Source organism: Klebsiella sp. 7-CIP_Kleb., from assembly GCF_050378655.1.
Lineage (GTDB): Bacteria > Pseudomonadota > Gammaproteobacteria > Enterobacterales > Enterobacteriaceae > Klebsiella > Klebsiella quasipneumoniae.
Genome location: NZ_JBNRLJ010000009.1, coordinates 17,839 through 39,038, shown reverse-complemented (window position 1 = coordinate 39,038; position 21,200 = coordinate 17,839). Strand labels below are relative to the sequence as shown.

Annotated in this window: 24 protein-coding genes; 7 read left to right on the top strand and 17 right to left on the bottom strand. The window is 54.8% G+C overall.

Annotation, left to right across the window (positions count from 1 at the left end):
* Positions 1–49 precede the first annotated feature (49 nt).
* On the bottom strand, positions 50–598 hold the full coding sequence (locus tag ACQUTI_RS22965) for a helix-turn-helix domain-containing protein (protein ID WP_002882865.1): 549 nt from the start codon (positions 596–598) through the stop codon (positions 50–52).
* A gap of 99 nt (positions 599–697) precedes the next feature.
* Between ACQUTI_RS22965 and ACQUTI_RS22960 the strand changes: the two genes are divergently transcribed.
* Together ACQUTI_RS22960 and ACQUTI_RS22955 are read left to right on the top strand one after the other, a co-directional pair.
* Entirely contained in the window at positions 698–1,357 is a 660-nt protein-coding gene (locus ACQUTI_RS22960; RefSeq protein WP_032431168.1) for an AzlC family ABC transporter permease, read from the top strand.
* Positions 1,357–1,680 (top strand): AzlD domain-containing protein, encoded by a 324-nt coding sequence (locus ACQUTI_RS22955; protein ID WP_043521891.1) that lies wholly within the window; start codon positions 1,357–1,359, stop codon positions 1,678–1,680. Before ACQUTI_RS22960 ends, ACQUTI_RS22955 begins: the two co-directional genes overlap by 1 nt.
* Here the strand turns inward: ACQUTI_RS22955 and ACQUTI_RS22950 are convergent.
* The 9 genes from ACQUTI_RS22950 to fdhD all read right to left on the bottom strand — a co-directional run bounded on the left by ACQUTI_RS22950 (position 1,677) and on the right by fdhD (position 8,105).
* On the bottom strand, positions 1,677–2,270 hold the full coding sequence (locus tag ACQUTI_RS22950; RefSeq protein ID WP_004203646.1) for an AAA family ATPase: 594 nt from the start codon (positions 2,268–2,270) through the stop codon (positions 1,677–1,679). The two genes, ACQUTI_RS22955 and ACQUTI_RS22950, sit on opposite strands and share 4 nt — an antisense overlap.
* Positions 2,267–2,704, bottom strand: a complete 438-nt coding sequence (locus ACQUTI_RS22945; RefSeq protein WP_004203645.1) for a PTS sugar transporter subunit IIA — start codon at positions 2,702–2,704, stop codon at positions 2,267–2,269. Before ACQUTI_RS22945 ends, ACQUTI_RS22950 begins: the two co-directional genes overlap by 4 nt.
* A 9-nt stretch (positions 2,705–2,713) precedes the next feature.
* Positions 2,714–2,983: a hypothetical protein gene (locus tag ACQUTI_RS22940; RefSeq protein ID WP_064183871.1), complete on the bottom strand. Its 270-nt coding sequence runs from the start codon at positions 2,981–2,983 to the stop codon at positions 2,714–2,716.
* 59 nt (positions 2,984–3,042) lie between these two features.
* On the bottom strand, positions 3,043–3,885 hold the full coding sequence (locus ACQUTI_RS22935) for a class II fructose-bisphosphate aldolase (protein WP_049115286.1): 843 nt from the start codon (positions 3,883–3,885) through the stop codon (positions 3,043–3,045).
* Positions 3,872–5,239 (bottom strand): PTS sugar transporter subunit IIC, encoded by a 1,368-nt coding sequence (locus ACQUTI_RS22930; RefSeq protein ID WP_004203642.1) that lies wholly within the window; start codon positions 5,237–5,239, stop codon positions 3,872–3,874. Before ACQUTI_RS22930 ends, ACQUTI_RS22935 begins: the two co-directional genes overlap by 14 nt.
* On the bottom strand, positions 5,232–5,546 hold the full coding sequence (locus tag ACQUTI_RS22925; protein WP_004203640.1) for a PTS sugar transporter subunit IIB: 315 nt from the start codon (positions 5,544–5,546) through the stop codon (positions 5,232–5,234). The genes ACQUTI_RS22930 and ACQUTI_RS22925 overlap by 8 nt, the downstream gene beginning before the upstream one ends.
* Positions 5,547–5,557: 11 nt before the next feature.
* A complete protein-coding gene (locus ACQUTI_RS22920) occupies positions 5,558–6,538 on the bottom strand; it encodes a 6-phosphofructokinase (RefSeq protein WP_004203638.1) in 981 nt (326 codons plus the stop codon).
* Positions 6,539–6,927: 389 nt separating this feature from the next.
* Positions 6,928–7,140 (bottom strand): YdgH/BhsA/McbA-like domain containing protein, encoded by a 213-nt coding sequence (locus ACQUTI_RS22915; RefSeq protein WP_119621022.1) that lies wholly within the window; start codon positions 7,138–7,140, stop codon positions 6,928–6,930.
* A 128-nt stretch (positions 7,141–7,268) separates the two neighbouring features.
* A complete protein-coding gene (fdhD, locus tag ACQUTI_RS22910; RefSeq protein WP_017899836.1) occupies positions 7,269–8,105 on the bottom strand; it encodes a formate dehydrogenase accessory sulfurtransferase FdhD in 837 nt (278 codons plus the stop codon).
* Positions 8,106–8,261: 156 nt separating this feature from the next.
* Between fdhD and fdnG the strand changes: the two genes are divergently transcribed.
* From fdnG to ACQUTI_RS22885, 5 genes are all read left to right on the top strand, one after another.
* Positions 8,262–11,312, top strand: a complete 3,051-nt coding sequence (gene fdnG / locus ACQUTI_RS22905; protein WP_085956538.1) for a formate dehydrogenase-N subunit alpha — start codon at positions 8,262–8,264, stop codon at positions 11,310–11,312.
* Between the two features lie 12 nt (positions 11,313–11,324).
* Entirely contained in the window at positions 11,325–12,227 is a 903-nt protein-coding gene (gene fdxH / locus ACQUTI_RS22900; protein ID WP_002882822.1) for a formate dehydrogenase subunit beta, read from the top strand.
* Complete coding sequence (fdoI, locus tag ACQUTI_RS22895; RefSeq protein WP_004203632.1) at positions 12,224–12,859, top strand: formate dehydrogenase cytochrome b556 subunit; 636 nt, start codon at positions 12,224–12,226, stop codon at positions 12,857–12,859. The genes fdxH and fdoI overlap by 4 nt, the downstream gene beginning before the upstream one ends.
* Complete coding sequence (gene fdhE / locus ACQUTI_RS22890; protein ID WP_004203631.1) at positions 12,856–13,785, top strand: formate dehydrogenase accessory protein FdhE; 930 nt, start codon at positions 12,856–12,858, stop codon at positions 13,783–13,785. The genes fdoI and fdhE overlap by 4 nt, the downstream gene beginning before the upstream one ends.
* 324 nt (positions 13,786–14,109) lie before the next feature.
* Complete coding sequence (locus tag ACQUTI_RS22885; RefSeq protein ID WP_004203629.1) at positions 14,110–15,027, top strand: alpha/beta hydrolase; 918 nt, start codon at positions 14,110–14,112, stop codon at positions 15,025–15,027.
* 11 nt (positions 15,028–15,038) lie between these two features.
* Here the strand turns inward: ACQUTI_RS22885 and fabY are convergent, their stop codons facing one another.
* The 7 genes from fabY to ACQUTI_RS22850 form a co-directional block, all read right to left on the bottom strand.
* Positions 15,039–15,980 carry a fatty acid biosynthesis protein FabY gene (gene fabY / locus ACQUTI_RS22880; RefSeq protein WP_025999202.1) on the bottom strand — a complete coding sequence of 314 codons (942 nt, stop codon included), beginning with the start codon at positions 15,978–15,980 and terminating at the stop codon, positions 15,039–15,041.
* Positions 15,981–16,024: 44 nt separating this feature from the next.
* Complete coding sequence (gene dtd / locus ACQUTI_RS22875; RefSeq protein ID WP_064178636.1) at positions 16,025–16,462, bottom strand: D-aminoacyl-tRNA deacylase; 438 nt, start codon at positions 16,460–16,462, stop codon at positions 16,025–16,027.
* The gene (locus ACQUTI_RS22870) at positions 16,459–17,319 is read right to left on the bottom strand and encodes a virulence factor BrkB family protein (protein ID WP_004203625.1); all 861 of its coding nucleotides are present in this window, start codon (positions 17,317–17,319) and stop codon (positions 16,459–16,461) included. Before ACQUTI_RS22870 ends, dtd begins: the two co-directional genes overlap by 4 nt.
* Complete coding sequence (gene yihX / locus ACQUTI_RS22865) at positions 17,313–17,912, bottom strand: glucose-1-phosphatase (RefSeq protein WP_017899838.1); 600 nt, start codon at positions 17,910–17,912, stop codon at positions 17,313–17,315. Before yihX ends, ACQUTI_RS22870 begins: the two co-directional genes overlap by 7 nt.
* A gap of 138 nt (positions 17,913–18,050) precedes the next feature.
* A complete protein-coding gene (locus ACQUTI_RS22860; protein ID WP_048293950.1) occupies positions 18,051–19,313 on the bottom strand; it encodes an MFS transporter in 1,263 nt (420 codons plus the stop codon).
* A gap of 100 nt (positions 19,314–19,413) precedes the next feature.
* Positions 19,414–20,394 (bottom strand): sugar phosphate isomerase/epimerase family protein, encoded by a 981-nt coding sequence (locus ACQUTI_RS22855; RefSeq protein WP_049093857.1) that lies wholly within the window; start codon positions 20,392–20,394, stop codon positions 19,414–19,416.
* A 7-nt stretch (positions 20,395–20,401) separates the two neighbouring features.
* Positions 20,402–21,112 (bottom strand): GntR family transcriptional regulator, encoded by a 711-nt coding sequence (locus ACQUTI_RS22850; RefSeq protein WP_017899841.1) that lies wholly within the window; start codon positions 21,110–21,112, stop codon positions 20,402–20,404.
* Between the last annotated feature and the right edge of the window lie 88 nt (positions 21,113–21,200).

The following is a 21,200-nucleotide window of genomic DNA, read 5'->3' as shown; positions in this document are numbered from 1 at the left end:
CAATACGGCTATGGCGTCCAGCGAGAGCGCGACGCCCGCCGGTGCGATGTCAGTTTTGCTCAGCGATCAGCAGGGCCTGCGTATCCGGCTCCAGGGCCTGAAACACATGCTCCTGATCCGCCGGATAGCAGATATAGTCGCCCTCGCCGAGCTCTTCCGGCGCCGACGTCAGCCCTACCCGCGCCCGCCCCTGGGTCACGATAATATGTTCCACCGAGCCTGGCGGATGCGGATGCGAAATGCGGTCGGCGCCGGGCTGGGTGAGCAGCAAATAGATGTCCCGACGCGCGCCGGGTGGACAGGCGGCCAGCAAAATAGCCTGATAGTTCGCCTGCTCCGCCACCACTTTTGTCCCCTCGCCGCGGCGGATCACCTGCGTTTTGTTCACCTGCGGCTCAAGCAGCCTGGCAAATGGAATATCCAGCGCTACGCAGAGCGACCACAGCGTTTCCAGACTCGGATTACCGTTGCCGGACTCCAGTTGCGATAGCGTGGATTTTGCGATACCCGCCCGACGCGCGACTTCCGCCAGCGAAAGCCCGGTCCGCGCCCGCTCCCGCACCAGACTTTTGGCGATAACGCTGATTGGCTGTGTCATACCCGCCCCTTGTTTTTTATATCGAACGATTTGTTCGCCTTGAAAAACGATCATTATGTGTTCATTATAATGGAAATTCGTTCGATATGGCTAAGGGATATGAAACAAACTCTCTCCAGTCTCAGCGGAGACACGATAAAAGCGATTGTTTTAGTTTGCCTCGCCGTCGGGGTGGTAGGCATGTCCTATGGGTCGCTGGCGGTGGCTTACGGCTTCCCCTTATGGGTGCCGCTCGTACTTTCGGTGTCCGTGCTGGCGGGCGCCTCTGAATTTATGTTTATCGGTATTGTCGCCAGCGGCGGTAGCCCGCTGGCCGCCGCCGCCGCCGGCCTGTTAGTCAACGCGCGCCATATCCCTTTCGGGGTGACCGTGCGCGAACTGGTTGGTCGGCGCGCCTTAAGCTTTATCGGGTGCCACATTATGAACGACGAGAGCGTGGTCTTTGGCTTGTCGCAGCCCACCCCCGCGCAGCGCAAAGCGGCCTACTGGCTGTGCGGCGCCGGCGTAGCGCTGATCTGGCCTTTGGGTACGCTCACCGGCGCCGCCGTCGGCAAACTGCTGCCGGCGCCGGAAACCATCGGGCTTGACGCGGTCTTCCCGGCAATCCTGCTGGCGCTGGTGATCCCGGCCTTTAAAAACCGTACCACGCTGATCCGCGCCGTCAGCGGCGCCGCGCTGGCGCTTGCTGCCGTGCCGTTTGCGCCTACCGGGCTGCCGGTGCTGCTCTCGTTGTTTGGTTTACTGTCGAGGAAAAAATAATGGGCAATATGACGCTGTTTATCGCCGGTATCGCCATCCTGTCGCTGGGAACCTATCTGATGCGTCTTGGCGGCGCGAAGCTTGGTAATCGGCTGGCATTTTCCGAGCGCTCGCAGGCGCTGCTTTCCGATGCGGCGACGGTGCTGCTTTTTTCCGTCGCCCTGGCCACCACTTTCTATGAAGGCGCGCATTTCGCCGGCATAGCGCGCGTTCTGGGCGTGGCTGTCGCTGTGTTTCTCGCCTGGCGCAAGGTGCCGCTGATCGGCGTGATTATCGCCGCGGCGGTGGTGACGGCGCTGCTGCGGCTGGCGGGTATGTCCTAGGACGGGTAGGCGTAATTCGCCAAACCGGTACGTTGTCCGCTAATTGTACCTTCAAGCCAGTGAATAACCGCCGTTATCTCCAGCGGGCGCTGCTGGTCTATCGTCAAAAGGGGCCCTAAAGACATGGGCTGCGCGCGCCCGGCCAGCTGGGCCAGCTCCGGCAGATACTCTTCGCCGGGGTGGCCCGGCGGCCGCGTCGCCAGCCGCGAGGCATAGCGCGCGACCGCCAGCTCGGGGGAGATATGGTTCCAGATCTCAATCACCTGCTCCACGCCCGCCTGCCGCAGCAATTTTTGCAAGGTCTCCCGCGGCTGAAAGCCGAACCAGGCGTCGATCAACCAGACCATACTGGCAGGCGACGCGCCGACAATCGACCAGATCACCTCATACGCCGCACAGCCCAGCTGGCGATTCATTGGCCGGTCGACCGGAGCCAGACGCGCCATAAACGGCTCTTTGATGCCGTCGATCGTCAATACCGGCAGGCTGAAGGTCTCCGCCAGCAAACGGGTGATGGTACTCTTCCCCGAGGCCGGAATGCCGTTGATTAAAATAGCCGTTTTGCAGACTGGGGTCAGATGTCTGTTCATAGTAACGCGACAACCTCCTCCCGGCTGCGGGCCATCCGCAGTTTGGCCATCGTGTCATTGTTATCCAGCAGCGCGACGATGGAGCGGATCCCCTCCTCGATATGCGCATTGCTATCACGGGCGCCAAACATAATGACAATGTCGGCTTTTTCACTGTCCGCAAAAGGAATCGGCTTTTCCAGCAGCACCAGGCTAAAGCAGTTGCGTCTGACGCCGCACTCGGGTCGGGCATGGGGGATAGCAATACCTTCATCGAAGACGTAATAGGCGCCATGGTTCAGGGTATTGTCGATCACCGCCTGGCTATATTCCGTCGAAATAAAGCCTTTTGCCTCCAGCGGGCGGGCAGCCAGCTTTATTACCCGCTGCCAGTCGGACTCCACAACGCCAACCTGAATGGCATCGGCCTCAATAAGCAGTTCTTTTATGGTCATTCTGTATTCCTAAATATTGCGGCGAATAATATTGCGTAAATTATCAATCTGCAGAAACAGCGTATCAATATTCTGCCGGTGGGTGGTGCTTTTGGCATATATGGATAGCGCCCGGTTGTAAGTCAGCATCAATGTTTTTTGCACCTCGCTATTGCCAGGCTGGCGCTGTAGTTCGCCTTCCAGCCTGGCAATCTCCTCCGCCAACTGACGGGACTGTTGATCATAATCCTGCAGCGGGGTTTGCTCTTTTTTCCACAACGTTTTCAATGATTCAAACATAGCAAGTTCCCTCCCTGGCGGAAGACAGGGCAACGAAATAGAGAGTGACGGAGAAAACGTTATTTAAATAACGCCATTTTTTCCATTAAGACTTCAGTGACCGCCTGGTTGGCGGGAATTAAGAATTTCCGTACGCTGTCATTCACTTTCCCTTTCTCAAACGTCGTTTTACAGCGGTCAACCCACTGCACGTTCATTTCCGTCCCGACGTTCACTTTATTAATCCCTTCGGTGACGGCCAGCCGCATATCCTCATCGCTGACGCCGGTACCGCCGTGCAGCACCAGCGGCACGCCGGTCGCCGCGCTAATCTGTTTCAGCCGCTGGTGCTGTATCTGCGCTTTACCGGTGTAGAGGCCATGCACAGTGCCCACCGAGACGGCCAGCATATCGACCTGGGTCTCCTCCACAAAGCGTTTCGCGTCTTCGACGGTGGTAAAACAGATATCTTCCGCCGCCACCGCTTTTCCATCCTCTGACCCACCGATCGCCCCCAGTTCGCCTTCTACCGTAATATTGCGCGGGCGGGCCATCTCCACCACTATTCGCGTATTACCGATATTTTCCTCAAGGCTTAAATGTGAGCCGTCGTACATCACCGACGAAAAGCCCGCGTTCATTGCCGTCTCGATGGCCTTAATATCTGAGCAGTGGTCAAGATGCAGACAGGCTGGAATATTTTCACTGTCCGCTAATGAACGCACGGCGTCGACCAGCAAACGATAGCCGAGGTACTCCGCGGTCCCGGTTGAAATTTGGATCATTAACGGGCTGTTGCTGTTTTGCGCGGCTTTGAAAAACGCCGGCAGCATCTCAATACAGTGCAAGTTAAACGAGCCAATCGCTTTAAAATTTCTCGCTTGGGCAATTTTTAAAATCTCATTGAAATTATACAGACTCATGAACATTTTCCCCTTTCGGCTTAGCGGATTTCCCGTTGACAAACCATGCCAGTGCGGCGACAAACACAATAAATAAGGCGACAAAGAGCCAGTTATTCTGGAAGGCGTGGCCTAATACCAGACCCGAGCTGATGACGTCAGAGTCGCTGAAGGTGACGCCCGTAAAGCCATAGCTCTCCAGCATGGGCACCAGAATGGCCGGCAGAAACGTGATAAACAGGCCGTGAATAACCCCGCCGATCATCGCCCCGCGGCGTCCGCCCAGCGCGTTGCCAAAAACCCCTGCCGTGCCGCCGGCGAAAAAGTTGGTTAACAGCCCGGGGAGGATCATCGCCAGACCGAACATCGGGAAAACCAGCATGCCGATAATCGAGCCGACGGTCGTCGCCAGAAATCCGACAATCACCGCATTCGGCGCATAAGGAAACAGTACCGGGCAATCAAGAGCCGGCTTCGCATCCGGGACAATACGCATCGCGATACCGCGAAAGGCCGGCACCAGCTCATTGAGCAATAAACGCACGCCGCTATAGAGGACAAAGACCCCGGCGACAAACTGAATGGACTGCATAAAGGCATACATCAGGTAGTTAATCCCGCCGGAGAACTGCGCGATGTACTGGGGGCCCGCCGCGATAGCCGGGATGAGATACATCGGCACCATCACCACCGCCATGGCCAGATAGGTATCCTGCAGAAACTTAAAGTTATCAGGCAGCTCGAGATCTTCCGTGGAGCGGGAGCCTTTGCCGACGACCTTTGCGACGGCGGCCTGCACCAGATAACCGATGGTACAGAAGTGCCCCAGGGCCACGTCGTCAGATCCGGTAATGCGCCTGACCACCGGCTGCGCCAGGGCCGGCATTAACACCGCCATCACGCCGCCGAAGATGCCCCCGGTTAAAATCAGCGGTACGCCGGTGAGCCCGGACTTATAGCCAATCACGGCGCCGATCGTCGCCATCCACAGCAGCGCCTGGCCGGTCAGGAAAATATATTTAAGCGGCGTCAGACGGGCGATAATAATATTGACGGCAAAGATCACCAGCAGCGTCAGCGCCACTTCCGAACCTAATTCCCGATTCGCTAACCCGGCGATGGCGGCCACATCGGTAATATAGCCTTTCATGCCAAATCCCTGGGTGAAGATATCGTTCAGAAAGGTTAGCGTGGCGACAATGATGTTGATCCCCGCCATCATAATTAAGAAGCCAAGCAGCGTTTTAAACGTCCCTTCCGCGGTTTTGCCCGGCGATTTCTTTTGCAGGATCAGGCCAAGCATGGCAATAAAAGCAATAAGAATGGATGCCTGGCCAAGTAAATCCTTAACGATAAACGCAACGAAGCTATTCATAATCAGCCACCTTCAGATGACGTTCTTTTAAGAATGCGACGATCTTGGTTTCAATTTCCTCTTTATCCGTAAGCTTATTGAGCACCACGACGCGTTTAATTTCCTCTTCAGTAGCATCGGCGGTTAAGATGTCGGCAAAGGTTTTTTGCGTCAAAATCATATCCGATTTAAAGGCTCCGGCTTCGGATACGGTGGTGTGTTCAATATGAGCGGGAATTTCCAGCTTTTTTAAAACTGCCTTCGCCGTCATTTCAATGGCAAAGCTTGAACCGAGGCCGCAGCCACATACGCATAAAATTTTCAGCATGGAGGGTCTCCTCAAATAATATTGAGTTGCTTGGCAAGTTTATAATGATGTCCTTCAGTATCGACCAGACGTTTTTTCATACTGACTAAATCAATCGGAATAGGTTTGTTACTGGAATTAATTATTATGGCTTTATTTTTCATACCTGACTGAATACAGCGAACCACTTCACTGGCCATAATGGTGCCCTGATAAATCTCTTCACAGGTCGGGTCACCGCTGCGTAGGCCATAACCGACAATCGTTTTACGGATTCGGACGCCGATTTGCGGTTCCAGCTGTTTGATCATGGTATCAATCGCTCCCTGAAAGCCGGGAGAGTATTCTTTGGTGTAGCCTTCTGAGCAGAGGATAACGACGCTGTTCTGCGTGCTCAGCTTCCGGGTAATCCGCTCCGCAAGCATGGCCAGCGGCATCTGCGCCTCCGGGATCAGGGCAATATCCGCATTGCATTTAATGGCGGACTGTAACGTTAATTCTCCACAATAACCTCCTAATATCTCAACCATAAAAACCCGCCCCGGCAGCGCTCTTCCGGTATTTCTTAAACGGGAGACTTCTTTAATAATCTGCTCGCAGGCCGTGGAAAAACCAATCGTATAATCACTGCCATACACGTCATTATCGATAGTCATTCCCACGCCAAAGCAATTAATATCAAATTCACTTAGGGTATTGAGAAACTGCAGGCTGCCGTCCCCCCCGGCCATAATAAGCACGTCAATACGCAGCGATTTCAGTTTTTTAGCAATCATTTCATATTCGCTGCGCTGTAGTTTGCGACTGGTTCGTCCGGAGGTAATGATCGGCACCGCGGTAATGGAGAAATCAACCAGATCGCGCCACGCGATATCCTGATGATTTTTCTCCAGCAGGCCAGGAATACCGCCATTAAACAGCGTGATGTCGGCATCAGCCTGCCTGGCAATCTGGAATATAAAATTATTCATTCCCGAAACATCCCCGCCGCTAATAACGATGCCAATTTTCATGACGCCTCCTCGCTCATTTGCCTGACGACATTTTTCCCTGACTGCAAGACTTGTATTTGCAATGGAGATCACATAATGCGTATTAAATTACGTACATGAATAGTTGACAGTCGCAACGGCGGGCTTATTTTTGTGACAAAGATCGCACATGCAGAGCGTGTTCTTCATCGCTTTTCCTTTTTAATATCTTTATATTTCATAGCGTTAAAATATCGAGATATTCAACAGTGAAGATGTTTCATTGGCGGTAATAATGGGGAGTTAAGAAAAGAACGGAAACGTGAGTACTGCCACATTTTTTTCGCGGCGGTGGGGAATAGTGGCTGTTTTTTGCCGAAACGGAAACAAAAAAAGCGCCCTGAGGCGCTCTTTCAACAGTAGCGTTACGCTTATTTGTTCAGTTCGGCAGTCATATGCACGCGGTTGCCGGTAAACGCTTCGGTAATTTTGTAAGACGACGCGCCTGCTGCCTGGGCCTGTGCGGCGATTTTCGCTTCCGCGCCGTCCATCGTTGCAGCGGTAGCGGTGACGGTTTCAGCGGCGAAGGAAGCAAAAGAGGCGGCCATAGCGATTACTGCGACAAAAGTTTTGATGTTTTTCATGATATAAACCCTTTCATTTAGTTGTTTAGATAAGGCGTTGTGCCTTGATGTGTTAAATAGTAGCCCGCACATCACCAAACAAAAAGCGGAAGGATTTGCTGTCATTATTCAAATTTACTGATTAACTTTTAACCCGCGATCAAACGCTGCGGGTGGGTGTAGATCGTCGCCCTGCCCGGCTTGCAAAAGCCCACCAGCGTCAGGTTGCAGCGCTCGGCGACCTCCACCGCTAAGGTGGTGGCTGCTGATACCGCGAACAGGATCTCGACCCCGCACATCGCGGCTTTCTGCACCATTTCATAGCTGGCGCGGCTGGAGACCAGCGCGGCGCCCTGCTGCCAGCCCTCACCGATTTCCGCCCGCCGGCCCAGCAGTTTATCCAGCGCCACATGCCGGCCGACGTCTTCAAAACCGCCCGCCAGTTCGCCCGTCGACCGGACCCAGGCGGCCGCGTGGGTACAGCCGGTGAGTCGGCCGACCGGTTGAAAGTCGTTAAGATGCGCCAGGGCCTGGTCGAGATTGGCGATATCGAACGTCTGAGTGAACGGCAGCGGTTGAACCGGCTTACCAATATCATTGAGCTGCTCGACGCCGCAGACCCCGCAGCCGGTACGCCCGGCCAGCGCGCGACGCCGGGCTTTGAGCCCCATAAAACGCCGGCTGGAGAGTTCAATCTGCACCTCAAGGCCGTTGCATACCGACACCACGTCCATGCCGAAAATCTCCCGCCGATGCTCAATAATCCCTTCGGATAAGGAGAAACCGACGGCGAACTGCTCCAGGTCTTTCGGCGTGGCCATCATCACCACGTGGGAGATACCGTTGTAGACCAGCGCGACCGGTACCTCTTCCGCTAACTCATCTGGCTGAGGATGTTGCAGATCCTCGCGCTTCCAGAGGGAGACCTGGCGATATCCTGTGACATTCGTCACATTTTCGATTTGTTCGAGAGGCTTCTTGTTCACTTTGCTTTAACCGTATTGGAACAGGCATACACACAATGTGGTATTCTGTTTTTATCCCTTCAGGAATGAGGGAAATATGCCCTAATTCTGAACCTTTGCGGCTCTCACCGCAAAGCAAATAACTACATGTGACAATGTCGAAACAAGGAGCGAACCATGCAGGTCAGCAGAAGGCAGTTCTTTAAGATCTGCGCTGGCGGTATGGCGGGAACCACGGCAGCAGCGCTGGGCTTTGCCCCGGCGACTGCGCTCGCGGAGACACGGCAGTACAAATTGCTGCGCACGCGCGAAACCCGTAACACCTGCACATACTGTTCTGTCGGCTGTGGGCTGTTGATGTATAGCCTCGGCGACGGCGCGAAAAACGCCAAAGCATCCATTTTCCATATCGAAGGCGATCCGGATCATCCGGTCAACCGTGGTGCGCTCTGTCCGAAAGGGGCTGGTCTGGTGGACTTTATCCATTCTGAAAGCCGCCTGAAATTCCCGGAATATCGCGCGCCAGGCTCCGATAAATGGCAGCAAATCAGCTGGGACGAAGCGTTCGATCGCATCGCCAAGCTGATGAAAGAGGACCGCGACGCCAACTTTATCGCGCAAAACGACGCTGGCACCACCGTCAACCGCTGGTTGACCACCGGGATGCTGTGCGCCTCCGCCTCCAGTAACGAAACCGGCTATTTAACGCAAAAATTCACCCGCGCCCTCGGGATGCTGGCGGTGGATAACCAGGCGCGTGTCTGACACGGACCAACGGTAGCAAGTCTTGCTCCAACATTTGGTCGCGGTGCGATGACCAACCACTGGGTGGATATTAAGAACGCCAACCTGATCGTGGTGATGGGCGGTAACGCCGCTGAAGCGCATCCGGTGGGATTCCGCTGGGCGATGGAAGCCAAAATCCATAACGGTGCCAAACTCATCGTTATCGATCCGCGCTTCACGCGTACAGCGTCGGTGGCTGATTTCTATACCCCGATTCGTTCCGGTACCGACATTACCTTCCTGTCGGGCGTGATCCTGTATCTGCTGAATAACGAAAAATTCAACCGCGAATACACCGAAGCCTACACCAACGCCAGCCTGATCGTGCGTGAGGACTACAGCTTCGACGACGGGCTGTTCAGCGGCTATAACGCAGAAAAACGCCAGTACGACAAAACCAGCTGGAACTATGAGCTGGACGAAAACGGCTTCGCCAAACGCGATACTACGCTGCAGCATCCGCGCTGCGTCTGGAACCTGCTGAAGCAGCACGTTTCCCGTTATACCCCGGATGTGGTCGAAAACATCTGTGGTACGCCGAAGGCCGACTTCCTCAAAGTCTGTGAATACATTGCTGAAACCAGCGCGCCGGATAAGACCGCGTCGTTCCTGTACGCTCTCGGCTGGACCCAGCACTCCATCGGCGCGCAGAACATCCGCACCATGGCGATGATCCAGCTGCTGCTGGGCAACATGGGGATGGCGGGCGGCGGCGTCAACGCCCTGCGCGGCCACTCCAATATCCAGGGTCTGACCGACCTCGGCCTGCTCTCCACCAGCCTGCCAGGCTACATGTCGCTGCCGAACGAAAAACAGGCCGACCTGCAGACCTACCTGACGGCTAACACGCCGAAGCCGCTGCTGAAAGACCAGGTCAACTACTGGGGCAACTATCCGAAGTTCTTCGTCTCCATGATGAAAGCCTTTTTCGGCGATAAAGCGACAGCAGAAAACAGCTGGGGCTTTGACTGGCTGCCGAAATGGGATAAGAGCTACGACGTTCTGCAGTACTTCGAGATGATGAATCAGGGCAAAGTGAATGGCTATATTTGCCAGGGCTTTAACCCGGTCGCCTCGTTCCCGAACAAAAACAAGGTCGTCGCTTCCCTGTCGAAGCTGAAGTTCCTCGTTACCATCGACCCGCTCAATACCGAAACGTCCACCTTCTGGCAAAACCACGGTGAGTCGAACGATGTTGACCCGTCGAAAATCCAGACCGAAGTGTTCCGTCTGCCGTCTACCTGCTTCGCCGAAGAGAATGGGTCTATCGTCAACTCCGGCCGCTGGCTGCAGTGGCACTGGAAAGGCGCGGACGCCCCGGGGATCGCTGTCACCGATGGTGAAATCCTCGCCGGTATCTTTACGCGCCTGCGTAAGATGTATGCCGAAGAGGGTGGCCCGGCGCCAGAGCCAGTTCTCAACATGACGTGGAACTACTCCACGCCACACGAGCCGGCGTCAGAAGAAGTGGCGATGGAGAGCAACGGTAAAGCGCTGGCGGATATTACCGACCCGGCAACCGGCGCGGTGATCGTCAAGAAAGGCCAGCAGCTGAGCTCCTTCGCACAGCTACGCGACGACGGCACGACTTCCAGCGGCTGCTGGATCTTCGCCGGAAGCTGGACGCCGGAAGGTAACCAGATGGCGCGCCGGGATAACGCCGATCCGTCAGGCCTCGGCAATACGCTGGGCTGGGCATGGGCATGGCCGCTCAACCGCCGCATCCTGTATAACCGCGCCTCCGCGGACCCGCAGGGTAAACCGTGGGATCCGAAGCGTCAGTTGCTGAAGTGGGATGGCGCGAAATGGGGCGGCGTGGATATTCCGGACTACAGCGCCGCTGCGCCTGGCAGCGACGTCGGTCCGTTTATCATGCAGCCGGAAGGGATGGGCCGTCTGTTCGCTATCGATAAGATGGCGGAAGGACCGTTCCCGGAACACTACGAGCCGTTTGAAACGCCGCTCGGGACTAACCCGCTGCACCCGAACGTGGTCTCTAACCCGGCCGCTCGCGTCTTCAAAGGCGATCTCGAGCAGATGGGCAAAGCGGAGAAATTCCCGTACGTCGGCACCACTTATCGCCTGACTGAGCACTTCCACTACTGGACCAAGCACGCGCTGCTTAACGCCATCGCGCAGCCGGAGCAGTTTGTGGAGATCGGTGAAAAACTGGCGAATAAACTCGGCATCAGCCATGGCGATACCGTCAAGGTCTCCTCCAACCGCGGCTACATTAAGGCCAAGGCGGTGGTGACCAAACGTATTCGCACGCTAAAAGTTGACGGTAAGGATATCGATACCATCGGCATTCCTATTCACTGGGGCTATGAGGGAGTGGCGAAAAAAGGCTTTATTGCCAATACCCTGACGCCGTTCGTCGGTGATGCGAATACGCAGACGCCGGAGTTCAAAGCTTTCCTCGTGAACGTGGAAAAGGTGTAACGGAGACGACTTATGGCTTATCAATCGCAAGATATTATTCGTCGTTCCGCGACTAACGGTTTCACCCCCGCGCCTCAGGCGCGGGACCACCAGCAGGAGGTGGCGAAGCTTATCGACGTCACCACCTGTATCGGCTGCAAAGCCTGTCAGGTGGCCTGCTCCGAATGGAACGATATTCGTGATGAAGTCGGTCACAACGTTGGGGTGTATGACAACCCGGCGGACCTGACCGCCAAGTCATGGACGGTGATGCGCTTCTCGGAAGTGGAGCAAAACGACAAGCTTGAATGGCTCATCCGCAAGGATGGCTGCATGCATTGCGCCGATCCGGGCTGCCTGAAGGCCTGCCCGTCAGAAGGCGCGATCATTCAGTACGCCAACGGCATCGTCGATTTCCAGTCCGAGCAGTGCATCGGCTGCGGTTACTGTATCGCCGGCTGTCCGTTCGATGTACCGCGTCTGAACCCGGAAGACAACCGCGTCTACAAATGTACCCTGTGCGTAGACCGCGTCACCGTCGGCCAGGAACCGGCCTGCGTGAAAACCTGCCCGACCGGCGCCATCCACTTTGGCTCCAAAGAGGATATGAAAACGCTGGCCGGCGAGCGCGTAGCTGAACTGAAAACCCGCGGTTACGACAATGCGGGCCTGTACGATCCGGCCGGCGTCGGCGGTACCCACGTCATGTACGTGCTGCACCATGCCGATAAGCCGAATCTGTACCACGGCCTGCCGGAAAACCCGGAGATCAGCCAGACCGTCAAGTTCTGGAAAGGCATCTGGAAACCGCTGGCGGCCGTCGGCTTCGCCGCGACCTTCGCAGCCAGTATCTTCCACTACGTCGGCGTCGGTCCGAACCGCGCGGAAGAGGAAGAGGACAACCTGCATGAAGAGAAAGACGAGGTGCGCAAATGAAAAGACGTGACACCATCGTGCGCTACACGGCGCCGGAACGCATCAACCACTGGGTCACCGCCTTCTGCTTCATCCTGGCGGCGGTAAGCGGGTTAGGCTTTTTCTTCCCGTCCTTTAACTGGCTGATGCATATCCTCGGCACGCCGCAGCTGGCGCGAATTCTCCACCCGTTCGTCGGGGTGGTGATGTTCGCGTCGTTCATCATCATGTTTTTCCGTTACTGGCACCACAACCTAATCAATCGGGATGATATCTTTTGGGCGAAGAATATTCGTAAGATCGTCGTCAACGAGGAGGTGGGCGATACCGGACGCTATAATTTCGGCCAGAAATGCGTATTCTGGGCGGCGATTATCTTCCTGGTACTGCTGCTGGTGAGCGGTGTGATCATCTGGCGTCCGTATTTTGCGCCGGCTTTCTCAATCCCGGTGATCCGATTTGCGCTGATGCTGCATTCATTTGCCGCAGTGGCGTTAATTGTGGTTATCATGGTGCATATCTACGCCGCCCTCTGGGTGAAAGGCACCATTACCGCGATGGTGGAAGGCTGGGTCACCAGTACGTGGGCGAAGAAACATCACCCGCGCTGGTACCGAGAGGTCCGCCAGAAACAGGAAAAGTCATCTGAATGAGTATTCGCATAATCCCGCAAGACGAGCTGGGTTCGAGCGAGAAACGCACGGCGGAAGCAATTCCGCCGCTACTGTTCCCCAGGCTGAAAAATCTGTATAACCGCCGCGCTGAACGTTTGCGCGAGCTGGCCGCCAATAACCCGCTGGGCGATTACCTGCGCTTTGCCGCGCTGATCGCCCATGCCCAGGAAGTGGTGCTGTACGACCATCCGCTGCAGATGGATCTCACCGCCCGTATTAAAGCGGCCAGCGAACAGGGCAAGCCGCCGCTGGATATCCACGTCCTGCCGCGCGACAAACACTGGCACAAGCTGCTGCACTCGCTGATTGCCGAGCTGAAGCCGGAGATGAGCGGCCCAGCGCTGGCGGTCATTGAGAATCTGGAAAAAGCCTCTGAGCAGGAGCTGGAGCAGATGGCCAGCGCGCTGTTTGCTTCCGACTTCGCCTCGGTCAGCAGCGATAAAGCACCGTTCATCTGGGCCGCGCTGTCGCTCTACTGGGCGCAGATGGCCAGCCTGATTCCGGGGAAAGCGCGCGCTGAATACGGCGAACAGCGCCAGTTCTGCCCGGTGTGCGGCTCGATGCCGGTCTCCAGCATCGTGCAGATCGGCACCACCCAGGGGCTGCGCTATCTGCACTGCAATCTGTGCGAAACCGAGTGGCACGTGGTACGCGTCAAATGTAGCAACTGCGAACAGAGCCGCGATCTGCACTACTGGTCGCTGGACAACGAGCAGGCTGCGGTGAAAGCCGAAAGCTGTGGCGACTGCGGAACTTACCTGAAGATTATGTATCAGGAGAAGGATCCGAAAGTCGAAGCCGTCGCCGACGATTTGGCATCCCTGGTGCTCGACGCCCGCATGGAGCAGGAAGGCTTCGCCAGAAGCTCAATTAACCCGTTCATGTTCCCCGGCGAAGGGGAATAAGTTCTGCGCTCCTGTAACGGGCGACTCAGGTCGCTCGTTATCATTCATATGGTGTGAACACGCCGGAAATGCTCTCCTTAGCCCGTTTCTGCTTCTCCAGATATTGTTCAACTTTTAGGGTGCTGTTCAGAAGGACAAGGTTTTACGGCGCACCGGATAACGAGCAAATTACACCTGATAAAAACGAAGAAAAAGCAGATCTTTGCTGAGAAATACGCTTCTGCGAGCCGCTTTCCACAATGCGATCGCGGCTTTATTCGGTATATCTTTTTCGCAATAACCAGGCTATAACACTGGATATTAACCCAGTAAAAGGGACTTGCCATGACGTTGGAAAAAGGGATTGCTTCGCTGGTTGAGGAATTTATTGCTGCGGGGCGGCCATCATCGCGAGAACAGAGTATTGATGACCGGAGAAACGGCTATCTCGCCAGCGCCGTTCTCGCAGGGGAAACGGAAACGCGGGTACAGGTTGAAGACATCGCGCTCGATGGCATGACCTTGCGCGTCGTCTCGCCGCCAAAAAGCAACGGCTTACTACCCACCATTGTGTATTATCACGGCGGCTGTTTTGTCAGCGGCGGCTTTGCCACCCACGACAATCAGCTCCGCCAGCTAGCCTGGTTCAGCGGTTGCCGGGTGATCGCCGTGCAGTACCGCCTGGCGCCGGAGCATACCTTTCCGGCGGCGCACGATGACGCAGAACAAGGTGTCATGATCATCCACCGGCACGCGGAGCAGCTTGGCGTTGACGCCTCACGCATCACACTGGCTGGCGACAGCGCCGGCGGGCACCTCGCTCTGGTAACGGCCCTGCGCCTGAAAGCGAATGCGGCGTGGCAACCCGCGCAACTGATTCTGATTTATCCCATGCTCGACCCCACCGCCAGCATGGCGAGCTACGTCAGCAACGGCGCTGACTATGTGATTACCCGGGACACGTTGTTGAGCGGCTATGAAATGTACCTCGCCTCGACGCCAGCGAACCATCCGGATGCCAGTCCACTCTGGCGCGACGATTTTCACGGTCTGCCGCCGGTGCATATTCTGACGGCGGAGTTCGATCCTTTACGCGACGAGGGCGAAGCGCTGCATCGAAGGCTGATGGCGCAAGGGGTGGAGAGTTCCTGTCAGCGCTATCTGGGGGTGATCCACGGCTTCTTTCAGCTGGGTGGGATCAGCCGCGCCGCGCGAGATGCCATGCGGGATATCGCCTGGCGCTTAGCATCGCCAGGACGATAACCGCCCGCGGCTTACTCTTCCTCGTTGCCGCCCTCTTCGTAAGAGCCAAAGGGCTTCGCCGGCAGCACGATGTAGATCCCCTCGAAAACGGCGCCCTGTTTATCGTCGCCAAAAAGCTCCACCTGCATTTGCACGCGGGCTTTACGCCCACGCGCCAGACGGTCGAGATCGCCGCTCAGCGAACCGAGGTCGGCGATGGCGCTGGGGCGGCCGCTAATGGGCTGACTGTAGCGGATATGCGCATCCGCCAGAATGATGGTGCCCCCCAGGTGCCGCTCGCGCAGCATCAGCCAGATAAGCCCCCATCCGGTTAAGGTGGCGAGCGAGAACAAACTGCCGGCAAACAGCGTGTGGTGCGGATTCTGATTTCCCGCTTCCGGCATGGTGGTAATAAATTTCTGCCCGGTGTACTGCTGAATGCGCACGCCCATTTTTTCACTCAGCGGGATATGCTGATACCACGCCTGCTGTAGCTGCGCGCACCAGTCGCCACGGTGGAGAATGTCGTCCAGCGATGCGACCGGCTTAATCATCAGGAAATGACGGATCGGCGTGGTGGTCGGGGTGGTGATCTCCCCCTGATTGATAAAGCCGAGCTTGGCGAAAAACTCCACCGCATCTTCGCGAGCGCTACAGGTGACCCGCTTAACCCCTTCCTGACGCGCGACGGACTCCAGGGTCATCGCCATCAGCGTACCCAGCCCTTTATCCTGCACCGAGGGATGAACGGCCATAAAGCGAATGGAGGCTTCATTCTCTGCATTGATATATAGCCGGCCGACAGCCACCAGGTTGCCCTCTTCATCCACCACCATCTGATGATGCGCCATCGCATCCCAGGCGTCACGTTCCGAACCCTTAGGCTGATGCAGCGGCTTACGCAGCATTTCCCAGCGGAACTGATAGTAGCTCTCTAACTCTTCTGCTGTTTGCGGTACACGAAGGTGATACATAGTCGTACTCTCTTTTGTTACCCGCAGCCTGCCCGGAAGCTGGGTCATACTTGCAACCAAAAGGTCACGGGACCATCATTGACCAAAGAAACCTGCATATCCGCAGCGAATCTTCCGGTCTGGGTGTTCATTTCCTGCTGGCGACAGCGGGCGACGAAATACTCATACAGCGCCTCAGCGCGGTCAGGAGCGGCGCCTTTCGAGAAGCTTGGCCGCATTCCCCGCTCGGTATCCGCCGCCAGCGTAAATTGCGAAACCACCAGCACGCTGCCGCCCACCTGCTGAACGTTCAGGTTCATTTTCCCCTCCGCATCGCTGAAGATGCGGTAGCCCAGCACGCGCTCGCAGAGGCGATTCGCTTTTTGTTCATCATCGTCTTTTTCGACCCCCAGCAGCACCAGCAGCCCCGGGCCAATTTCGCCCGTCACCTCGTCCGCCACGGTAACGCTTGCACGGGATACGCGTTGAATTAATGCAATCATGGTTGTTCTGTTTCTTCTGTTTTAAGTTTGCGGTATTCACCGAGAGTGACAGTAATTTCAGCGCCAAGCAAGACGATACACCAGGTCCAGTACACCCAGACGAACAAAATCGGCACCACCGAAATCACGCCATAAATGAGCTGATAGGACGGAAAGGTGGTGATATAGAGGGCAAACGCTTTTTTACCTGCCTCAAACAGCAGCGCTGCCACCAGCGCTCCGATCACCGCGTCGCGGTTACGTACCTGGGTGGTGGGTACAATACTGTAGAGCAGCCAGAATGCCGCCCAGGAGAGGATCAGCGGGAAAAGACGGAGCAGATTATCAATTACGCCGTCCAGGTCGCTTGCCCAGCGCAGCGACAGCAGATAGGAACTGATCGCCAGGCTGGCGCCCGCCAGCAGCGGACCAAGGGTCAGAATCATCCAGTAAACGGCAAAGGAGTAAACTTTGGGGCGACTGCGCGTGCTGCGCCAGATGGTGTTTAGCGCACTGTCGATCGAGTACATCAGCAGCAGCGAGGTGACGATCAGGCCAAAGGCGCCTACGGCGGTCATGCGGCTGGAATTGGCGACGAACTGCTCGATATATCCCTGGATCACATCCCCGGTCGCCGGAATGAAATTGGCGAAGATAAAATGGCGGATCTGCACGCTGACTTCGGAGAACATGGGGAAGGCCGCAAATAGCGCGAACACGACGGCAATCAGCGGCACCAGGGACAGTAATGACACATAGGCGAGGTTCCCCGCCAGGGTCGTCATATGGTCTTCATCAATACGCCGCCACAGCAGCTTTAGCCACGCCAGCAGCGGCCGGGTATGGTGGAGTAATTTTTGATGAACGGTTCTTAGCATAGCTGTTTCGCGAAATAGTCAGGGATGGTCTTCTTCCCGGTCACCAGAATGCTGGTGATCCCCAACCGGTTAGCCCCTGCTATATTATCGACGTTATCATCAAAAAAGACCGTATCTGCGGCGGAAAAGCCCTCTTCTTCCAGTACTCGCTGATAAATTTGCGCTTCAGGCTTACGCATTCCCATCTCCTGTGACAGATAGATGCGATCGGCGGCAGCGCGCACTTCCGGGTATTCATCCGGCCAGAACGTGGTGTGAAGACGATTGGTATTGGAGAGCACCACCACGCGATGGCCCTGGGCACGCAGTTTTTGCATGATCGCAATCACTTCCGGACGCAGCGCGACAAACACCGCCTGCCAGCCGTGAGCAAACTGCTCATAGCTGAGGGACATATTCATTTCATGACACATGGCGGCGGCAAAGTCTTCATCGCTGAGCTCGCCGCGCTCATGCTGATGGAAAGCCTCTCCCATGGTGAAATGCTGCTTCAGCGTCGCCAGCGGGATGCGGGTTAAATCGCTCCAGGCCCCCAATACCCGGTTGAAGTCAATGTCGACAATCACATTACCTAAATCAAAGATATAGAGCATTTTCGTCTCCTTCCGCGCCGTGGAAAATTAACTTTAGCGGGAAAGATGAGGTTTGACTATGCATAAACCTGAAACAACAAGCCACTCGCGAACAAAGCCGCATAATGCGGCTTTGAATAAGCAGAATCAGGCTGGCGGTTATTCTGTCGCAGCGCGCAGCGTTTTCCTGCCACCGCGAATGCGTTTAACCAGCATGACCGAAACGAACGCGCCACAGAGCGCAAAGCACGCCATGATGCCAAAGACTATCTTGTAGCCTGTCAGACCAGGGTTGAGATCGAGAATGTAGCCATACAGGCTGTAGCAGAACATGGCCGGTGCGTAGCCAATGAAACTCCCCAGCGCCATGGCGGCGCCGGTCCGGTTCTCCGCGATGTTGGCTTCACCGATCGGGGCAAAGAAGACCGCTCGCTGGGTAAACACAATTGCGCCAAATCCCAGGGTGCAGATCATGCCGAGGTAGACTGGCATGCTTTCGTGGGGCAGCAATATTAACGCCACCAGGGCTACGGTGCTGGCACAGAAGGTATAGAAGAGATATTTGCTTGGCGACTTGAGGATTTTATCGGCTATCAGGCCGCCAATCGGCCCACCCACCATTTTCAAACAATACTGGTTAATGATGCCGTAGGCGCCCACCAGCGCCACCGGCAACAGGTAGATATTTTTCAGGAAGGGAATAAAGAAAGTGAGCCCACAGTAAACCGCATAAACAAAGAAGACGTTGAACGCGATAAGCCAGATGGTTTTATCTTTTAAGACCGAAGAGATGCTACTTTTCTCTGTGGCGCTGTCGACGGTAGCTTTCTCAGGCGCATCCTCATCCTTTTCTTTCAGCATAAAAAACAGCATGATCCCGACAACAATCACGATCAGAGCGTAGAACCAGATCCCGGCTTTAAACCCCAGCAAACCGCTGCCAAACCAGGTGAAAATAGCCAGGGCAGAGAAAGCAATAATCGTGTCGACAATCCCCCGCCCGGTCTCAAAGAAACCAAACAAACGCCCCTGCTGTTCGCTGTTGCCCAACCGGCTTACCGACTTTAATAGCACCGGCCAGTTCATCATGTCGCAGGTAACGCCAAAGAGAGCCCAAACAAAGAGAATTCCCCAGTAGCCTGGCATAGTCGTCAGATAGATCCCCAACAAGCCTGTCGCAATCAGCGATAGCGACATGGTGTAGCGGCGAGGCAGTTTATCGGCAAAGTAAATTGACAGGAAAAAACCAATCGTGGTCACCACGGAGTTCACCGACATGGCATTGCCTATCTGGCCATTAGTCAGATGGAAATAGTCCTGCATCGGGATATAAAAAGCATCTTTCAGAGAAGGCAGTTTATAAATGGTGCCACCGCACAGGGTTAATAAACTGAATATAGCCCATTTCTTTTTTGTGAGCATAAGTTCCCCTAATGATTGAACATCATTTGGTTTAAGGAAAATAACAGACCATCATCATTTATTAAAAATGATGTCCCGGCATAACGAATTAATAGTAAATTTAGTGTGCCAGCGCCGTAAGCGCTTCGTCTTTTATTCTCTGCAACGTCTCTTTGACATAATGGAGCTGCGCTATCGCATCCTCTTTTTCTTTTAGCAGTCGCTCTTCAAGCTGATCGGCGTCTGGCAGTGGGGTTTCGCTCATTTGTCGCCAGGGGATCCACGGGTTGTCCCCCTCCGAGGCAAAACGGAACGGGGGGGCATAGTAATCCACTTCTTCTTCCAGACCGTATGCCATGACCTGCGGATGATCATCACCAAGACAAATTAATTCCGTCAGCAGCGCCTTAAACGGCATATCGCCCTGGCCTGAATTACAGGCCCGATGCCCAAGCCCACCGTTCTCAGTAATAATACAAGCATCTTTGATATGAACCTGCGTAATGTAAGGTGACATCAACGCTAACGCCTCAAGCGGTCGCTCATTAGCGTTGATCATATTGGCGAAGTCAAAAAGGAGCGATAGCGATGGCATCTCGCTTTGTTTAATTAAATTCACCAGTTCAGCGCTTTTGAGATCTTCATGTTGCTCAAGGGTGAAGGTCAGGCCGGTATGGCTATAAGCCTTTTTAATGTATTGAATATCTGCTGAAATTTTTTCCATTACGTCATGTAAATGGCCTTCATAACGCGGATAAAAACGAACGGAAGTCGCTCCTGTTTTTAAAGCGATAGTCGCGGCCTGATCGATGGTCTGTTTATCGGAGGCGCTGGTTTCGATGTGAATATCCAGCTGCAACGCTTTCGCTTTGTCAGCAAACCCGGCTAACTGGGCATCATTCATATTGCTCAGCGAATAACGCTCACCATCAAGAACGTGTATTTTCACCCCCTTTAAATGCAGACTATCTGCAATGGTCAGTAAATCATTAGGTAAAATACGTTCAAGCCGCATATTCAAATGATAGGCATAAGCATGAAGGTAGAGTGGTATATTATCAATACGGGAAAGGATCTTCCCGGCGTTATCTTTAGTGACCATAAAATACCTACAAGTTAATAAACAGATCCACAGCCTCAAATCGCCAGTATTCGAGATCTATTTGCACAATATTGCCGGCACTATCGGCACGGTGTTTTTCTATCAGAATAGCCGGCAGACCTGCAGAGCCACCGATGAATTTGCTCACATCGCCCGACATTCTGACGGGTCTAAAAGCCAGTTTTTTTATCACCACAGGCTTATGATATTCACGCTCCCAGACGGAGGAAAAAGACTGGTTCTTCAACCGGTCAATAAAATCTGGCGCGACGTTAGGGTTGATAAAAGTCTCGTGGTAGAAAACTTTATGCCCTTCCAGCGCTCCCCAGCCGGTGACCAGATATAAATCATCAGACGGAGTGACATCCAGCAGGGGTTTAGCGGCGTCGGGATAGTCTCGGGTTCGCTGTTTTTCAATAAAGCCCCACGAGGGTTCTCTTCCCTGCTCAATGGCGGCCCGCTGAAAGCTCGCGGGGAGCTCAGGACTGTAGTTAAAACGCGGCTGCGCGACAAACCATCCTTTCCGGTCTTTACGAAAGATCCTCGATTCCGCTTCCAGGCTGAGCAGCGCCTGACGCAGCGTCATGCGTTTGATCCCCAGCAGTTCGCCAAGCTCTCTCTCTGAAGGCAGTTTTCCACCCGCAGCCGTCAGCCCTTGCTTAAGCCACAGATCCAGTTTCTCTTTTGCATTTTCGACAGTAGAAAGATTTTCAGTCATTGTTTAATCCATTTGGTTTAAACCAGATAACTCATCTTACTCTTCTGCAAAAAAAGAAAGCAATTCCTCGGACAAACTTTAGGTATAA

Bases quoted from the DNA above. Each gene is read 5' to 3' on its own strand.
- ACQUTI_RS22965 (WP_002882865.1), bottom strand. From the start codon at position 598: ATGACACAGCCAATCAGCGTTATCGCCAAAAGTCTGGTGCGGGAGCGG.
- ACQUTI_RS22960 (WP_032431168.1), top strand. From the start codon at position 698: ATGAAACAAACTCTCTCCAGTCTCAGCGGAGACACGATAAAAGCGATT.
- ACQUTI_RS22955 (WP_043521891.1), top strand. From the start codon at position 1,357: ATGGGCAATATGACGCTGTTTATCGCCGGTATCGCCATCCTGTCGCTG.
- ACQUTI_RS22950 (WP_004203646.1), bottom strand. From the start codon at position 2,270: ATGAACAGACATCTGACCCCAGTCTGCAAAACGGCTATTTTAATCAAC.
- ACQUTI_RS22945 (WP_004203645.1), bottom strand. From the start codon at position 2,704: ATGACCATAAAAGAACTGCTTATTGAGGCCGATGCCATTCAGGTTGGC.
- ACQUTI_RS22940 (WP_064183871.1), bottom strand. From the start codon at position 2,983: ATGTTTGAATCATTGAAAACGTTGTGGAAAAAAGAGCAAACCCCGCTG.
- ACQUTI_RS22935 (WP_049115286.1), bottom strand. From the start codon at position 3,885: ATGAGTCTGTATAATTTCAATGAGATTTTAAAAATTGCCCAAGCGAGA.
- ACQUTI_RS22930 (WP_004203642.1), bottom strand. From the start codon at position 5,239: ATGAATAGCTTCGTTGCGTTTATCGTTAAGGATTTACTTGGCCAGGCA.
- ACQUTI_RS22925 (WP_004203640.1), bottom strand. From the start codon at position 5,546: ATGCTGAAAATTTTATGCGTATGTGGCTGCGGCCTCGGTTCAAGCTTT.
- ACQUTI_RS22920 (WP_004203638.1), bottom strand. From the start codon at position 6,538: ATGAAAATTGGCATCGTTATTAGCGGCGGGGATGTTTCGGGAATGAAT.
- ACQUTI_RS22915 (WP_119621022.1), bottom strand. From the start codon at position 7,140: ATGAAAAACATCAAAACTTTTGTCGCAGTAATCGCTATGGCCGCCTCT.
- fdxH (WP_002882822.1), top strand. From the start codon at position 11,325: ATGGCTTATCAATCGCAAGATATTATTCGTCGTTCCGCGACTAACGGT.
- fdoI (WP_004203632.1), top strand. From the start codon at position 12,224: ATGAAAAGACGTGACACCATCGTGCGCTACACGGCGCCGGAACGCATC.
- fdhE (WP_004203631.1), top strand. From the start codon at position 12,856: ATGAGTATTCGCATAATCCCGCAAGACGAGCTGGGTTCGAGCGAGAAA.
- ACQUTI_RS22885 (WP_004203629.1), top strand. From the start codon at position 14,110: ATGACGTTGGAAAAAGGGATTGCTTCGCTGGTTGAGGAATTTATTGCT.
- fabY (WP_025999202.1), bottom strand. From the start codon at position 15,980: ATGTATCACCTTCGTGTACCGCAAACAGCAGAAGAGTTAGAGAGCTAC.
- dtd (WP_064178636.1), bottom strand. From the start codon at position 16,462: ATGATTGCATTAATTCAACGCGTATCCCGTGCAAGCGTTACCGTGGCG.
- ACQUTI_RS22870 (WP_004203625.1), bottom strand. From the start codon at position 17,319: ATGCTAAGAACCGTTCATCAAAAATTACTCCACCATACCCGGCCGCTG.
- yihX (WP_017899838.1), bottom strand. From the start codon at position 17,912: ATGCTCTATATCTTTGATTTAGGTAATGTGATTGTCGACATTGACTTC.
- ACQUTI_RS22860 (WP_048293950.1), bottom strand. From the start codon at position 19,313: ATGCTCACAAAAAAGAAATGGGCTATATTCAGTTTATTAACCCTGTGC.
- ACQUTI_RS22855 (WP_049093857.1), bottom strand. From the start codon at position 20,394: ATGGTCACTAAAGATAACGCCGGGAAGATCCTTTCCCGTATTGATAAT.
- ACQUTI_RS22850 (WP_017899841.1), bottom strand. From the start codon at position 21,112: ATGACTGAAAATCTTTCTACTGTCGAAAATGCAAAAGAGAAACTGGAT.